The 13,905-nt window shown below is 62.2% G+C and carries 15 protein-coding genes; 5 read left to right on the forward strand and 10 right to left on the reverse strand.

What is annotated here, in order from left to right:
• The first annotated feature begins 16 nt into the window (after nucleotides 1-16).
• Together C6Y56_RS03200 and C6Y56_RS03205 are read left to right on the forward strand one after the other, a co-directional pair.
• Nucleotides 17-487, forward strand: coding sequence for an A24 family peptidase (locus C6Y56_RS03200; RefSeq protein WP_169428694.1), 471 nt, complete (start codon nucleotides 17-19; stop codon nucleotides 485-487).
• Between the two features lie 124 nt (nucleotides 488-611).
• Entirely contained in the window at nucleotides 612-1,388 is a 777-nt protein-coding gene (locus C6Y56_RS03205) for a response regulator transcription factor (protein ID WP_283241397.1), read from the forward strand.
• A gap of 50 nt (nucleotides 1,389-1,438) precedes the next feature.
• On the opposite strand, the gene C6Y56_RS03210 is transcribed toward C6Y56_RS03205, so the two are convergent.
• Genes C6Y56_RS03210 through cpaB form a run of 8 tightly spaced genes read right to left on the reverse strand, consistent with a single transcriptional unit; the run spans nucleotide 1,439 to nucleotide 8,892 of the window.
• Complete coding sequence (locus C6Y56_RS03210) at nucleotides 1,439-1,711, reverse strand: DUF3613 domain-containing protein (RefSeq protein WP_169428696.1); 273 nt, start codon at nucleotides 1,709-1,711, stop codon at nucleotides 1,439-1,441.
• A 16-nt stretch (nucleotides 1,712-1,727) separates the two neighbouring features.
• Nucleotides 1,728-2,450 (reverse strand): tetratricopeptide repeat protein, encoded by a 723-nt coding sequence (locus tag C6Y56_RS03215; RefSeq protein ID WP_169428697.1) that lies wholly within the window; start codon nucleotides 2,448-2,450, stop codon nucleotides 1,728-1,730.
• A 15-nt stretch (nucleotides 2,451-2,465) separates the two neighbouring features.
• Nucleotides 2,466-3,350: a type II secretion system F family protein gene (locus C6Y56_RS03220; protein WP_169428698.1), complete on the reverse strand. Its 885-nt coding sequence runs from the start codon at nucleotides 3,348-3,350 to the stop codon at nucleotides 2,466-2,468.
• 1 nt (nucleotide 3,351) lies between these two features.
• Nucleotides 3,352-4,236: a type II secretion system F family protein gene (locus tag C6Y56_RS03225; protein ID WP_169428699.1), complete on the reverse strand. Its 885-nt coding sequence runs from the start codon at nucleotides 4,234-4,236 to the stop codon at nucleotides 3,352-3,354.
• Nucleotides 4,237-4,254: 18 nt separating this feature from the next.
• Nucleotides 4,255-5,523 carry a CpaF family protein gene (locus C6Y56_RS03230; protein WP_169428700.1) on the reverse strand — a complete coding sequence of 423 codons (1,269 nt, stop codon included), beginning with the start codon at nucleotides 5,521-5,523 and terminating at the stop codon, nucleotides 4,255-4,257.
• Nucleotides 5,520-6,710, reverse strand: coding sequence for a pilus assembly protein (locus C6Y56_RS03235; protein ID WP_169428701.1), 1,191 nt, complete (start codon nucleotides 6,708-6,710; stop codon nucleotides 5,520-5,522). Before C6Y56_RS03235 ends, C6Y56_RS03230 begins: the two co-directional genes overlap by 4 nt.
• Nucleotides 6,707-7,930 (reverse strand): type II and III secretion system protein family protein, encoded by a 1,224-nt coding sequence (locus C6Y56_RS03240; protein WP_169428702.1) that lies wholly within the window; start codon nucleotides 7,928-7,930, stop codon nucleotides 6,707-6,709. The genes C6Y56_RS03235 and C6Y56_RS03240 overlap by 4 nt, the downstream gene beginning before the upstream one ends.
• A 20-nt stretch (nucleotides 7,931-7,950) precedes the next feature.
• Nucleotides 7,951-8,892 carry a Flp pilus assembly protein CpaB gene (cpaB, locus tag C6Y56_RS03245; protein ID WP_169428703.1) on the reverse strand — a complete coding sequence of 314 codons (942 nt, stop codon included), beginning with the start codon at nucleotides 8,890-8,892 and terminating at the stop codon, nucleotides 7,951-7,953.
• Between the two features lie 331 nt (nucleotides 8,893-9,223).
• Here cpaB and C6Y56_RS03250 point away from each other — a divergent pair, with 331 nt between their 5' ends.
• From C6Y56_RS03250 to C6Y56_RS03260, 3 genes are all read left to right on the forward strand, one after another.
• A complete protein-coding gene (locus C6Y56_RS03250) occupies nucleotides 9,224-9,433 on the forward strand; it encodes a Flp family type IVb pilin (protein ID WP_169428704.1) in 210 nt (69 codons plus the stop codon).
• Between the two features lie 116 nt (nucleotides 9,434-9,549).
• Nucleotides 9,550-9,762 carry a Flp family type IVb pilin gene (locus C6Y56_RS03255; RefSeq protein ID WP_169428705.1) on the forward strand — a complete coding sequence of 71 codons (213 nt, stop codon included), beginning with the start codon at nucleotides 9,550-9,552 and terminating at the stop codon, nucleotides 9,760-9,762.
• 63 nt (nucleotides 9,763-9,825) lie between these two features.
• Complete coding sequence (locus C6Y56_RS03260; RefSeq protein WP_169428706.1) at nucleotides 9,826-10,248, forward strand: response regulator; 423 nt, start codon at nucleotides 9,826-9,828, stop codon at nucleotides 10,246-10,248.
• Here C6Y56_RS03260 and C6Y56_RS03265 read toward each other — a convergent pair.
• On the reverse strand, nucleotides 10,239-11,909 hold the full coding sequence (locus C6Y56_RS03265; RefSeq protein ID WP_169428707.1) for a ShlB/FhaC/HecB family hemolysin secretion/activation protein: 1,671 nt from the start codon (nucleotides 11,907-11,909) through the stop codon (nucleotides 10,239-10,241). The genes C6Y56_RS03260 and C6Y56_RS03265 overlap by 10 nt on opposite strands.
• Nucleotides 11,910-12,042: 133 nt before the next feature.
• On the reverse strand, nucleotides 12,043-13,698 hold the full coding sequence (locus tag C6Y56_RS03270) for a collagen-like triple helix repeat-containing protein (protein WP_169428708.1): 1,656 nt from the start codon (nucleotides 13,696-13,698) through the stop codon (nucleotides 12,043-12,045).
• Nucleotides 13,699-13,905 lie beyond the last annotated feature (207 nt).

A 13,905-nucleotide genomic window follows, 5' to 3' on the forward strand; every position in this document is an offset into this window, starting at 1 on the left:
GGACGGTTTTTACCGGATGCAAAGCCTTGTTCTTCTGATCTGGTTGGGCTTGTGTGCAGCCCAGGATGCCCGGCAACGGAGAATCGCCAACCTCCTGACATTGGGCGTTGGCGCCCTGGCACTGGTTTATCTGCTGTATTGCGGAACCACCTGGATGGGCGCCGCAGCGGAACAGGGCGGCTGGGCCTGCCTGGTGGCGCTGGCGTTCACCCTGCCGGGGTATTTCATGGGGCGCATGGGGGCCGGGGATGTGAAATTAATGACAGCCCTTGGCCTTGCGACGGACGGTACATCGCTGCTCGGGATATTTATCGGCGCCGGCGTTGCGAGCCTTGTCTGGATCCTGCTGGCGCCAAGACTCTGGCTTCATATGAGTCAAGGGGTTAGGCAACGTCTTCGATATATGGCGCCATCGATGTCAAAAAAGCTGCCATTTGCGCCGTTCGTGCTGATCGGTTTTTTACTCGCACTACCTTGGATCCATTAGTCGCCAAACGCCACTAGTCTTATGTACATAGTCGGAAAGTGCGTCTACTTTCAATGTACTGGTTATACAGCCAACGGCTGACAGTACAGGAACGGTCAGGTTTGGCCCGGGCATGGAGTGGCACGTGAACAAGCTTACATCTGCGGTAAAAGTTCTTGTGGTCGATGATCAGGCACTGATCGTCGAGGAACTCTGTGAGTTTCTCGAGAGCAGCGGCTATCGCTGTGTCCCCTGCGGGTCCGGCAAAGAGGCGGTCGAGCGTTTTGCCGAGGATCCGGCGATCGGTCTGGTGCTGTGCGACCTGCACATGCCGGACCTGGACGGCATCCAGCTGGTGCAGGAGCTGCAGCGCCAGGCCGGCAAGCAGCGAGTGTTCGAAGCGATCATGCTCACTGGCCGCGCCGACAAACAGGATGTGATCAAGGCGCTGCGTGCCGGGATTGCCGACTACTACCAGAAGCCGGTCAATCTGGATGAACTGCTCGAAGGCCTGCAGCGTCAGGAGACCGTTCTGCAGGAGCGGCACAAAACCCTGCAACTGGGGCAGTTGAATCAGAAACTGCAGGACCTGTCGTCGTCCATCGATGATCTGTATCAGGATCTGGACAAAGTGCGCCGCGGGCCGGCCCCCGTCAGTGAGCAGGCATCGGGTGACACCGACGTGCTGGAGATCCCGGCCATTTTCAATCAGCTGTCGCCGCGGCAACTGGACGTGGCGCGCCTGGTGGGCAAGGGGCAGACCAATTACCAGATCGCCTGCGAGCTGGGCATCACCGAAAACACCGTGAAACTTTACGTCTCGCAGGTGCTGCGCCTGACCCACATGCACAACCGCACCCAACTGGCGCTGGCGCTTACGCCGCGTGCTGCGGCTTTACGTCAGCGGGTTACCGCGCACTAGCTCGTTGCTCCTGGCCGCCATCGGGCGGCCAGGAACGTCGACACCTCCAGTCAGTTCTTCCTCTCGATCTTGCCCCCGGCATCGGGGTCATAGAAGTCGGGGATGTCATATTTGTATTTCTTCAGCCAGCGCTGCATGGCCAGTTCACGTTCGGTGGCCGTGGCTGCCTGCGGATCGGGGGACGCGGCCTTGTTGCGGCTTTGCAGCAACAGCCAGCCCTCGGTTTCCTGCTGCTGGGCCGAGGCGGGGCCGGCGTCGATGGCCTGTGCGCCGAGCGGCAGGCTCAGCAGCCCCACGCAGCACAGTGTCTTGACGATGTTCATGGCACCTCCTTGAGGATCACTTGATGGTCGCCGGTTGCGGGTCAGCCACTACCGCGACCTGATTGCCCGCGGCGGCTTTCGCCTTGACGGGCGACTTGAGTTTTTCTGCCCGCTCTTGAGCGTCGGTGAACTGTTCCGGAGTCAGGTGTGCGCGACTGACGATTTCGGCAGCCTGCTGCCAGTTGTTCTGGTAGATCAGCAGGGTGATCAGATTCAGCGTCGCCAATTGATTGTTCTGCTTGAGCTCGATGGCCGTGAGGAACTCGAAGCGCGCGTCTTCGAGCCGCAACTGATTGAGGTACACCACGCCCAGATCGTTGTGAATGTTTTCATTGGTCGGCGCCAGTCGCACGGCGCGCTGCAGGTGCGCCTGGGCCTGGCCGTTGTCGCCACGGGCGGCATACAGCTGACCCAGACCGTGTTCGGCGTCGGCACTCAGACAGGTGCCGAGCAGGCCGCGATACAGCGGTTCGGCTTCACTGCGCCCCAGCAGACGATAGACCTTGGCCTTGCGCAGACGCACCTCCACGAGGTTGTCGGGCAGGCCTTGCAGGTTGGCCAGACTGGCGTGCAGCTTGCCGTCGTTGGCCAGGTCGTCCACCAGATTCAGCGACAGCTCCTGCTCGGCGCTCAGCTTGCTGCAACTGCTCGGCGCCAGCATGGCGGTCCACGGCGCCTGACCGTCCGTTGCGCAACCGCCCAGCAGCAACAGGCTTGCCACCACCATCAGTGCTTTCATCAAACGCTCTCCATGTCAGGACGCAAACGCCCGGGTGATTGCGGTAAATCCGGGGCCCGCCAGTACGATCAGCAAGGCCGGAAACAGGAACAGCATCATGACCACCGACATCTTCGCCGACATCTTCGAGATGTATTCCTGCAAGCGCGTCAGGCGTCGGTCATCGAGCAGTTGCTTGAGCGCCAGCAGCGATTTCATCGCGCCGCCACCCTGTTGAATCAGTTGTTGCAGGATCACGCAGGTGTCGGTGAATTCATCCACCGCCAGCATCACCGCCGACTTGTTCAATTCCTGGCCGAGCTCCAGCCCCGAGTCGACGCGGGCAAGGATCAGGCGCAATTCGCTGGTCAGTTCCGGCAGCAGTTTCTGTCCTTCGATGCTCAACACGCGCAGTGCCTGTTCGACCGCCATGCCGGACTCGAACAGGATGCGCAGCAGAGGAATGAACGTCGAAACCTCCACCGAAATGATTTTCTGCCGTCGGGCGGCGGCATACGCCAGCAGGCGCTTGGGCAGCAGGTAACCGGTGCCGGTGGCGAGCATCGGCACCAGCCAGCCCTTGGGCGCCTGGGGAAAGAACACTTCCTGCAGAAACAAACCGATACCCAGCGCCAGCAACGGTGTACCGATCTGGCACGCGGCAAACAGCGAGCGTTCACTGGTCCGGCGCCAGCCGAGGCGGTTGAGCAAGGTCTGGGTTTCGCTGTCCATGCTCACCGAACGCTGGCCGAACCGGCTGTTGCCCAGCGCCCGCAGCAAGGTGCGCAAGCGGCTCTCTCGCACCAGATGGCCCAGCAGGCGCTGGTTGACCTGACGCACCCGGCGACGTTCGCTCAGCAAATGATTGCCGACCAGCAGCAGCGCCCCGAGCAGCAGCATGAGACTGGCCAGGATCACCATCTCAGACACTCCTCAACATGCGCCACAGCGCCAGGCTGCCGATCACCTGCAGCACCACCGCGACGATCAGCATGGTCTGGCCGCCGGGGTCTTTCCACATGCCAAGCATGTAGCCGGGATTGGTCAGCATGAAGTAGCTCACCAGGATCACAGGCAGTGATCCGAGCACCCACGCGGTCAAGCGGGTTTCGCCGGTCAGGGCGCGCAGCTGACGGGCGCCCTGATCGCGTTCGCGGATCAGCTTGATCAGGTTTTCCAGCAGTTCGCTGGCATTGCCGCCGTAGCGGTGATTGACCTTCAGGCCGAGGGCAAACATGCGCAGTTCGTCCTGTTCGTAGAGCTCGGCGAAGTCGCTCACCGCATCGGGCAGGTTCACCCCCAGTTGCACGTTGCGCTGCACCCGGCCCATCGCAGTCTTCAACGGATCCTCGCAGGAATCGATGCCGCCCAGCACGGCGTCGCTCAGGGTGCGCCCGGATTTGAGGCTGCGCACCGAGTGGTCCAGCAGCTGCGGCAGTTGCTCGATCATGCGATTGAGCCGGCGGTGATACAGCCAGGCGATGTACAGGCGCAACACCAGGGGCGGCGCCAGCGTCAGGATCAGCAGGCCGATCCAGTCGGCGATCAGATAACCCAGCATCATCGCGATGGCCCACAACGCCAGCCATAACCCCAGACGCTCGCCGGGGCGGCCCAGGCCGGCCTTCAGGAACATGCGTTCGAGCCCTGTCCACGAAGTTTTGCCGGGCGCTGTCTGCGGTTGCCCGGCAGCCAGTCGCTTGAGCACTCGTTCGTTGGCGGTCTTGCGTACACCCTGCAGGAACAGACGGATGGACAGCACCAGCAGCATCAGGCAAATGACGATGAGAATCACCGGTCCGATCATGACGAAGGCTCCATGCGCTCAGCCCAGACTCGACTCGTGCCGCAACTTGTCGCCGGCCGGATTGACCGCTTCGCGCAGGAAGCCGAACCCGGTGCGTCGATCGAGGCGGAACAAAGTGTTGGTGACGTAGACGTCTTCGCGCACGCCGACCACTTCCACCACTTCACTGACACAGCGCCGGCCGTCGGGCATGCGGGTCAGCTGAATGATCACGTCGAGCGCCGCGCAGATCATCTGCCGCAGGGTGCGTTCGGCCACGGTGCGCCCGGTCAGGCCGACCAAAGTTTCCAGCCGCAGCAACGCATCCTGGGCGTTATTGGCGTGGACCGTGCTCATCGAACCGTCGTGACCGGTGTTCATTGCCGTGAGCACGTCGAGCACTTCGACGCCGCGGATTTCGCCGAGAATGATCCGGTCCGGGCGCATCCGCAGGGCGTTGCGGATCAGGTCGCTGGCCTTGACCTCGCCATGACCTTCGGCGTTCGGCGGCCGGGTTTCCAGACGCACCACGTGCGGATGACCGAGCTGCAATTCGGCGACGTCCTCGATGGTCACCAGGCGCTCGTGGGGGTTGATCAACTGACTGAGAATGTTCAACAGCGTGGTCTTGCCGGTACCGGTACCGCCGCTGATCAAAATGTTGCAGCGCTTGCCTACCGCGTCCTGCAGGCAATCGAAGATCGCCAGGTCGATGGTCTGCATGGCGATCAGGTCGCTGCTCTTGAGCATGTCCTTGCGGAATTTCCGAATCGACAGACACGGCCCGTCGAGGGCGATCGGCGGGATGATCGCGTTGACCCGGCTACCGTCGGGCAGGCGTGCGTCGACCATCGGCGACGACTCGTCCAGCCGTCGCCCGAGCGGCGCCAGAATGCGTTGCATGACCCGTTCGACGTGGTGCGCGTCGATGAAGCGCAAGTCGCTCTGGTGCAGTACGCCGTCGCGTTCGACGAATACCCGATGCGGGCCGTTGACCAGGATCTCGGTCACGGCACTGTCGCGCAGCAACACCTCCAGCGGGCCGAAACCGGTCAGTTCATCGACGATCTCTTCCGCCAGGCGCTCCATCTCGTAACGGGAAATCGCCAGGTGCAGACGGGCGATGTACTCAGCGACCTTGTCGGTGACGAACTGCGCCAGCAACTGCCGAGAACCTTCCAGCAGGTTTTTCCCGGACTCCTCGATGGCATCGATGATGTAGCGATGCAGGACCAGTTTCAGACCTTCGTGGTCGGTGTTGCCCGACTGACCGCGAGCAGGGGCACCGAAGAGTTTTTCCGGACTCATGAGCTGCCTCGCAACCGGTCGAACCAGGTGATTCTGGGTTTGGTCAGGCCTTCGGAGCGTTTGGCCAGACGCTCGCCAAGCGCCCGCAGGCTCTGGGTGAGTTTCTCCCGGGGGGCCAGTTCAAACAGGCTCACACCCTGGTTCTTGGCGTTCATGCGCAGCTCCGGGCTCAGGGCCAGCACCGCGATCACTTCCAGATTGAAGGTCTTGCCGAGGGTGTCCGCATCCGGCGCGACGTTGCTCAGATAGCGGTCGACCAACAGCCGTCCGTGATCGAGTTTCATGCCTTTTTCCCGCCACAGATTGAACACCGCCAGGTTGCGCCGGCAATCGAGCACATTCTGGTCGGTGTACCAGATCAGCTTGTCGCAATGGCTGACAAAGGTGCGCAAGGCTTCGCTGTCAGGCTGGCCGGTGAGGTTCACGACAATGTGCTGGAAGTGCTGGCGCAAGGCACTGAGCAACATGTACAGCTCGGCGGCGCTGGTGCTCTCCAGTGGCTCGTCAGTGTCGGCATAGGCCAGAATCCGCAGACCCGCTTCGGCGCTGGTGAAGGCGCTGTCGATCAGCGTCGCGTCGAGCCTGCGCAAGTGGCGCAGGGCATCGCCGAAGTGGAACGAACTTTCCAGACCCAACAGCGCCAGGCTGTCGCCACGGGGCAGGCCGAGGTCCAGCAGCAGCGTCTGTTGCCCGCTCTTTTGCACCACCAGCGCCATATGGTTGGACAGCAACGCGCCGTCGGAACTGCTCTGCACACCGTACAGAACCGTCAGCCCGCCCGACTGCGTGGTGTGGGTCACCGGCGGCATGCGTTTGCTCAAGCGGCGTACCAGCCCCGCGACTTCGCTGGAGCGCGAACCGTAGGCGACAAAATCCCGTGCCCCGGCGCGCATGGCGTTGAGCACCAACTGATTGTCCATGCCGTCGCCGAGGGCGACGATCGCCAGCATCGGCTTGGCCTCCAGCGCACCTTCGATCAGCGCGCTCTGGGCCACCACGTGTTCACGGTCGAGGCCGACGAACACCAGGCTGGCGAAGGTGACATCCACCAGCGCGAGCAATTCATCGAGGCTGCCCGTACCGGCGCTGACTACTTGCCCCAGGGGCGCGAGAGCGCTTTGCAGCCATTCCAGATCGGTGCTGTTGCGGGTGATGGCGAGAAAGGTCTGGCTCATGCTCTGGCTCATTGGGACAACCCGCTGCGCTTGTCGAAGTTGCCGTTTTCCATGAAGAACATGCGATAGAAGTTCGGGTCGTAGTTGCGCAGTTTTTCTCCCGGCAGCGAAGGCAGTTGCGCTTCCGCCGACAGTGGACGCACCAGATGCGGGGTGACGATCATCAACAGTTCACGCTCTTCGCGTTTGATCTGTGAACTCTTGAAAAACGCCCCGAGCACCGGGATATCGCCGAGCCCCGGAAACTTGTCGACCTGGGAGCTGTTGCTGGTGCTGATCAGTCCGCTGATGACGAAGCTCTCGCCATCGGCGAGGGAGATGCTGGTGTCGGTGCGGCGGATGGTCAGGGCCGGTACCGTGGTTCCGGCGATCTGCACGGAATTGCTGAAGTCCAGTTCGCTGACTTCCGGCGCGACTTTCAGGGCGATGCGGTCGTGGCTGATGATGGTCGGCGTCAGGGTCAGGCGGATGCCGAACTCCTTGTATTCGATGGATACGCTGTCGCTGCCGGAACTGGGTACCGGGATCGGGATCTGGCCACCGGCGAGGAAGCTCGCGCTCTGCCCGTTCAGCGCCACCAGACTTGGCCGCGCCAGGGTGTAGGCGAAGCCGCTGCCCTCCAGGGCGTTGATGATCGCCATGGTATTGCCGCCGATCCAGGAGAAGTTGAACAGCGAGTTATCCACCGGCAGTCGCGGCTGCGGCACGCCATCGATGGGCGGCAGTGTCCCGGGGGAGCCGAACAGGAAATTACCGCGGGTGCCGATCAGTTTGGCCGAGGCCTGCTTGAGTTTGGTGCGGCTGACTTCGACGAAGCGGATATCGGTCTGCACTTGCGAAGGCAGCAGCGCATCCTCCGCAGGCGGTGAGCCCGTGCCGGTCAGCGCCCCGGTGGCGGCGCCCTGGACAAACACCATGCTCTGACGCGGCTCGCTGGAGCAGCCGGTCCAGACCATCAGGCTGGTGGCGCCGGGGGCCATACCGGTGACCAGGAACGACGCGTTGCCGGTGGCGTGCACGTCGGCGATTTTCGGATCGCCGATGGCCAGGCGCGTGATTGCCACCGGCGATTGCAGATCCTTTTGCCAGCCTTCGTTGACTTCGATCACCGGTGGCAAGCGGCCGAGGGCCGAGCAATTGCCGGTCGCCGCCTGCGCGGCATTGATCGACAGTCCCATCAGCAGCAAGGCCCGGAGCAGGGGATTGAAGGTCGGCCAGGAACGACTCTGCATGCACTTGGATCCTTGCTCAGTCATGGATTCTGTTGGGTGATCTGATTGCCGCGAATCACTTCCACCGCAGGCCGCGCTGCGCCGCTGTGCTCGCCGCCGGACGGGACTTTCGGCGCAGCGCCCAGCGCAAGCTGGGTGAACTGGAAGAGTTGGCTGTTGGCGGCGACCAGTTTGTCCGGAGCCTGATTTTCGCCGGCCCAATACTTGGCCAGGCGCTGTTCTTCACTGCTGCGCACAGCCAGGCGCAAGGTGCCGACCTGGGTGGCGAGCATCATCCGGCTCAGCAGTTGTTCCGGTACTGCCAGCACCACCGTGCGCGCCGTGAGCCGGCGCTGATCCTGTTTGAGCTTGTCGTCGGCACTCAACGCGGGAGCAGACGGTTGCCCATCATTGGTCAGGCCGTATTGCTCGCCGACACCCAGCACGCGCATGGCCGGCACCACAATCTGCGCCGACTGCTGCGGGTTGCTGGCGTCCTGGCGCAGGAACAACAGCACATCGACGTAATCACCGGGAATCAATTGTCCGGCCGCGCCAATGACTTCATCGACCGACACTGCCAGTGCGCGTTCATCTTTGTGGATCATGCGCGCCAGCGTTCCGCCGGCCTCGAAGCTTTCATCGTTGAGCCAGGTTCCGGCACTCAGATGGCGCCACGGTGTGCGACCCACGGCCTGTTCGATTGTGCCGAGGCTGCCGGCAGGTGCACTGCGCAGTTTTTCAACGGCCAGGTCGGCAGCAGTGAGGGGCGTGAATGGAGGGACATCGCGCACCAGCACCACGACGGGTTGGCGGGTCTGGTCTTCAGCGGCGGCGACGGTTTTTTCGACGGTGACCACCGCTGGCGCAGGTGCCTCGGCAACTGGCGCCGGTTGCCGGCTGAGCACCAGGCCCCAGTAGCCGACAATGATGGCCCCCAGCAGAAGCACGGCGGCAAGGCCCATGGTGACACGACTGTTCATGACGGCTCTCCCTTTCCTGCTGCACTACCAGCCCGCACTTCCTACCAAGGGAACATCGCAATCAGGCAGCTATGAACATCCAACTATTTCGCTATTTCCACGCTAGCTGAAACAAGCCAAAACGCCATTACTGGCGGGCAAATAACCTACGAAAGTATGGGGGTTGGCCAATTAGCAGTCGAAATGAGGGAAGCGACGATGCAATTAATCCTTTGTGATTAATCCGTTCTTACAGTTGTTGACGGGGGCTTTGTTGACAATGCTCAGATGGCACGGTGGAAGCTTTGCCGCTGTAGCGACATCGGCGCCAGGAGCGCAAAGGAGTGGACGTATGATTCTCGATTATCTGCTGGCCAGGGCACGACTGTTTTTCAAAAGTGACGAAGGGGCTTCGGCTATCGAGTACGCGATCGTGGTGGCGATGGTAGCGGTGGTGGTCGTGGTGTTCGTGACGCCAATGGGCACCAAGGTCTTCAACATTTTCAGCGCGATACTGACCTCGCTGGGTGGCACGGCCCCGACCAAACCCGGCATACCTTGACCGAATTTCCCTTCCCTCTGTCGATGCCTGTCTGGCGCTGAGAGAAAGCGCGCAGGCATTGCCCTGATCATTGGCTTTCCGGTGCCCGGAAGACCCGGGCATGAAGGAGAATGTCCATGTTCTTCGAATACCTGATGTTGCGTGCCCGCTCGTTCCTGGCAAGCACCGAAGCCGCGTCGGCCATCGAGTATGCAATTGTGGTGGCAATGGTCGCCATTGTGGTGGTGGTGTTCGTGACGTCGGTAGGCGCCAAGGTGCTGGCGATCTTCAACAACATCCTCGTGGCCTTGGGTGGCACGGCACAGACTGCGCCGACGCAGTTACCCTGACTCGATGGGTGGCGAATCTCGCACTACACTCGATTCCACCTTCAGTTTTTCAGGGATTGACCCATGACTGCTTCCTCGCTGCCCCGCCAACAGTTGCTTCTGGTTGACGATGAAGAGGATGCGTTGCTGGAGTTGGCGGAGTTGCTGGAGGGCGAGGGCTTCGTCTGTCATACCGCGACGTCGGTGAAACTCGCCCTGCATCACCTGACCCGTCATCCCGATATCGCCCTGGTGATCACCGACCTGCGCATGCCGGAGGAGAGCGGCATGTCGCTGATCAAGCGGCTGCGCGAACACACTTCGCGCCAGCACTTGCCGGTGATCGTGACCTCGGGGCATGCGGACATGGAGGATGTCAGCGACATGCTGCGGTTGCAGGTGCTGGACCTGTTTCGCAAGCCGATCTATCACGTGCGGTTGCTGGAAACCCTCGACAACCTGTTTCCCAAGCCCTGGGTGAATGCGAAGCCGGCCGACTACAGCTGATAACTGAAACTGACGCTGTAGCGCGGCCGGCGATTGAACGTGTCCAGCGCTTCATCCGACATCGGTTTGGCCGCTTCCAGGGCGATGTTGTAGTACTTGGCATCGCCGAACCTCAGACCCACGGCCGCCGAGGACAAGCTGTTGGCCTGCACCGGCAATTGATTGAACCAGCTGCGGGAGCGGTCGAGCACGACATAGGGCTGCAGGATGCGCACCCAGTTGCCGTCGCGGTTGAAACTGTAGTTGATCTCGTAGGCCACGCCCCAGCCCTTGTCGCCGGATGCCTGATCGTCCGGGTAGCCGCGGCCGAAATTCTGCCCGCCGAACACCGCGCGCTCGCTGTCGGGCAGGGTGTCGTCGGTCCAGTACAGTGCACCCGAAAGCACGCCTTGCCAGTTGTCGAAGAACTTGTCGCTCTGCACCCCGGAAAGCCGCAGGCGCAGGAAGTTGAGATCGATGGCGCTGTTGTTGGTGTGCGCCCCCATGCTGTCCAGCCCCTGATACACACCACCGCTGAGAATCCGCAGTTGCCGGGCGTCGGCCTTGCGCCAGTCGCTTTCGAAGGCGAGGGCGCGGACATCGGTGCGTTCTTCAACACTCAGCGGGTAGCCGATGACGTTGTAGCGGGTCTTGTCATTGACCGCGTACAGACGGGCTCCGGCCGTCAGCAGTTCATTCGAGGCGGCAATCAGCGGCAGGCTGAAACCGATCGAGTAACGGTCGTTCTCACGGTGGGGCTTGAGTTCCAGGCCGTTGTTCAGCAGCACGTTGGTGCCGGGGTCGGCGCGATAGCGTGAAGCCGACAGGCTCAGTTGCGTGCCTTCGTCATCGAGGAACTGGCTGTAGTCCAGACGGTAGTAATGCTCGTGGTCCTTCCCGGGCGGAAACAATCCGCTGAGGGTCAATTGTTCGCCCATCGACGTCTGGGAGTTGCTGCTTACGCCCAACAAGGCCTGAGTGCCGTTGCGGTTGTCTTCGGTGGTACTCAGGGTGCTGGTGAACGGTTTGCGGCTGGCCTGGGCGAGCAGCGTGGTCGCGCCGTCGGTGGTGCCGGGTGGCGGCACCTGGGCCTGGAGCGTGACGCCAGGGATGCGGGTCATCAGCGTGGTATAGCGTTCGAAGGTCTTGCGGGTCAGCGGGCGTTCAGCCTGGATTTTCGCTGCCAGTCTATCGATCAGGCCTTTGACCCGGCCGATATCGCCCTGAACCTCAACGTCCCGCACGTAGCCTTCTACCAGCACCACCCGCGCCACTCCGCCCTCGAAAGTCTGTTGCGGCAAGAAGGCATAGGACAACAGGTAGCCGTCGTTCTGGTAGCGCCGGGTGATGGTGCGGGTGGCTTCGATCAGATCGGCAAGGCTGGGTTCGTGACCGATCAGGGGTTTGAAGACTTCCGCCAGTTCGTTGAGCGGGTAGAGCGTGCCCCCTTCGATCTGCACGGTTTTCAGTTTGATCTTCGTGCCCATCTTCAGCGGTTCGGTCGCTGCGGCACCGGGCTCCGGGACTTGCAGCGGCGCAGCGTTCGGCCGGTAAGCATCGGCCGGCAGATTCGGCACCGGCAAATTGCGAATGGTTTCATTGCTGTTGAGAAAGCTGGGCAGGGTGTCGGCGAGGGCAGAGGAACTGAGACTGAGGAACAGCAGGGATGCCATTACGCGCATAGGACACTCCATGTTCAAACCGCAGCACCAGGCAGGGTTTTCCTGAGAAAAAAGCGGAAGACTCGTGGGAATCTTCCGCCCTCAACCAAGCGTAGGCGCTGTAGGTTAGGCCGTCGAATCGGCCAGGTGCAATTCAGGGTTTGTTGCCGCCCAGGGCGCCGGTCAGGCCACCGAGAACACCGCCCAGGCCTGCGCCCACGCCTGTGCCAGTGCCGCCGGTCGCTGTGCCGCCGTTGACCAGTCCGCCGACGGCGGTGACGGTGTTGCCCACGGTGGTTACGGTGTTGCCGACAGCGGTCACGACCGGGTTACTGTTGGTGCTCGCAAGGGTGCTGCCCAGATTGCCGACCGCGCCGCCCACCTGACTGGTGACGCTGGCGACCGGAGCGCCGAGCCCGGTGGTACTGCCGACGTTCTGGGTCAGACCGGTGACGGCGGTAGTGACGGGAGCGATCCCGCTGCCGACGTTGTTGCCCAGGGTTGCCAGTGGTGTGGTGGGTGCGGTGATCGGTGTGCCCGAACCGCCGAGCACGGTGTTGAGCGACGCCACGGTGTTGCCAGTCGATGCGAGTACGCCGCCGGGTGCGCTGAGTGTGCCGTTGCCGGCCGTCAGCCCGGTGCCGACATTGGCCACCGCGCCGCCGACAGTCTGCAGCAGGCCATTGTTGCCCAGGCCGCTACCGGCGCCGGTTCCCGATCCGGTGCCGTTGTCGACTACACCGCCGACCTTGCCAACCGTGGTGCCGACGTTGCTCAGTGCACCGCCGACGGTGTTGGTCAAGGCATTGCCATTGCCGGCCGCGGTGACATTGTTGCCCACGCCGTTGACGGTGCTGCCGACTTTCTGAACGATCCCGTTCAACGGCACACCCAGGCCCGTGGTGCTGCCGATTCTGTCGGTGGTGCTTTCGACCATGGCGATCACCGGCACCAGGTTGTTGCCGACGTTTTTGGTCAGCGAACCGAGGGGGCCGGTGGTGGTCGCTGTGCTGAGGGTGTCGCCGATCATGGTGACTTTTTCACCGACACCACCGAGCAGCGGCGCGACCTTGGTGACCACGCCGCCGACTACCGGAACGCTGCCTGTGGCATTCGCCAGTTGGCCGCTCAGGTCGGACACACCGTTGCCGACATCCTGCACCACGCCGCCGACGGCCGACGCTGTCACGCCCAGGCCATTATCGGTCGTACCCAGTTTGCCGATTCCGTTGGCTACGCCGTCACCCAGTGTGGTCACGACGTTGCCGGCGGTTTTGGCAGCGCTTTGCACAACCCCGCCGACCACAGGTACGCCACTGAGCGAGTCACCGACCTGGCCGACGCCGCTGCCGACGCCTGCGACGGTGTTGCCAACGTCTTGCACCAGGGTCGAGGTGACCAGGGGTGAAGGAGTACTCGGGTTGGTGGGATTGGTCGGATCGGTTGGATTCGTCGGGTTGGTCGGGTCCGTGGGATTGGTCGGATTCGTTGTGCCGGTCCCGCCGGTCCCGCCGGTGCCCGCAGTGCCGCCATTGCCCGCCCCGGTTCCGGTTCCAGTTCCAGTTCCAGCTCCAGTTCCAGTTCCAGTTCCAGTTCCGGTACCTGTTCCCGTTCCGTTATCAGTGCCGGCAGTGCCGGTCCCGGTGCCTGATGTTCCGCCTGTTCCGCCAGTGCCTGCGGTGGAGCTGTCCGGTGAAGAGCTGCCGGAACTGCTGTGATGACCGCCACCGCCGCTGCTGCAGCCCGTCAGTCCAAGAGAGAGAATCAATGCCAGCGCTGTTGCCGATTTGCACCACATTTGAGTTTTCATGAGGGTAATTCCTTGCACCTGTCACAACGTTCGTTGTCTTCGATGGCTCACCGATTCTGTTGTCGGCAATGCCTTCGCCCGTTGTGCTCATATCAATCGCAAGGTTGGATTCATGCCATTCTCGAGTTGGTATTAATGCCTTTATATAGAGGGGTGAATCTGCAGCTTAGCGACTAATGCCGAGGATATAAGCGCGCAAAAAAAGCC

The sequence above is a fragment of the Pseudomonas fluorescens genome, from assembly GCF_012974785.1.
Classification (GTDB): domain Bacteria; phylum Pseudomonadota; class Gammaproteobacteria; order Pseudomonadales; family Pseudomonadaceae; genus Aquipseudomonas; species Aquipseudomonas fluorescens_BT.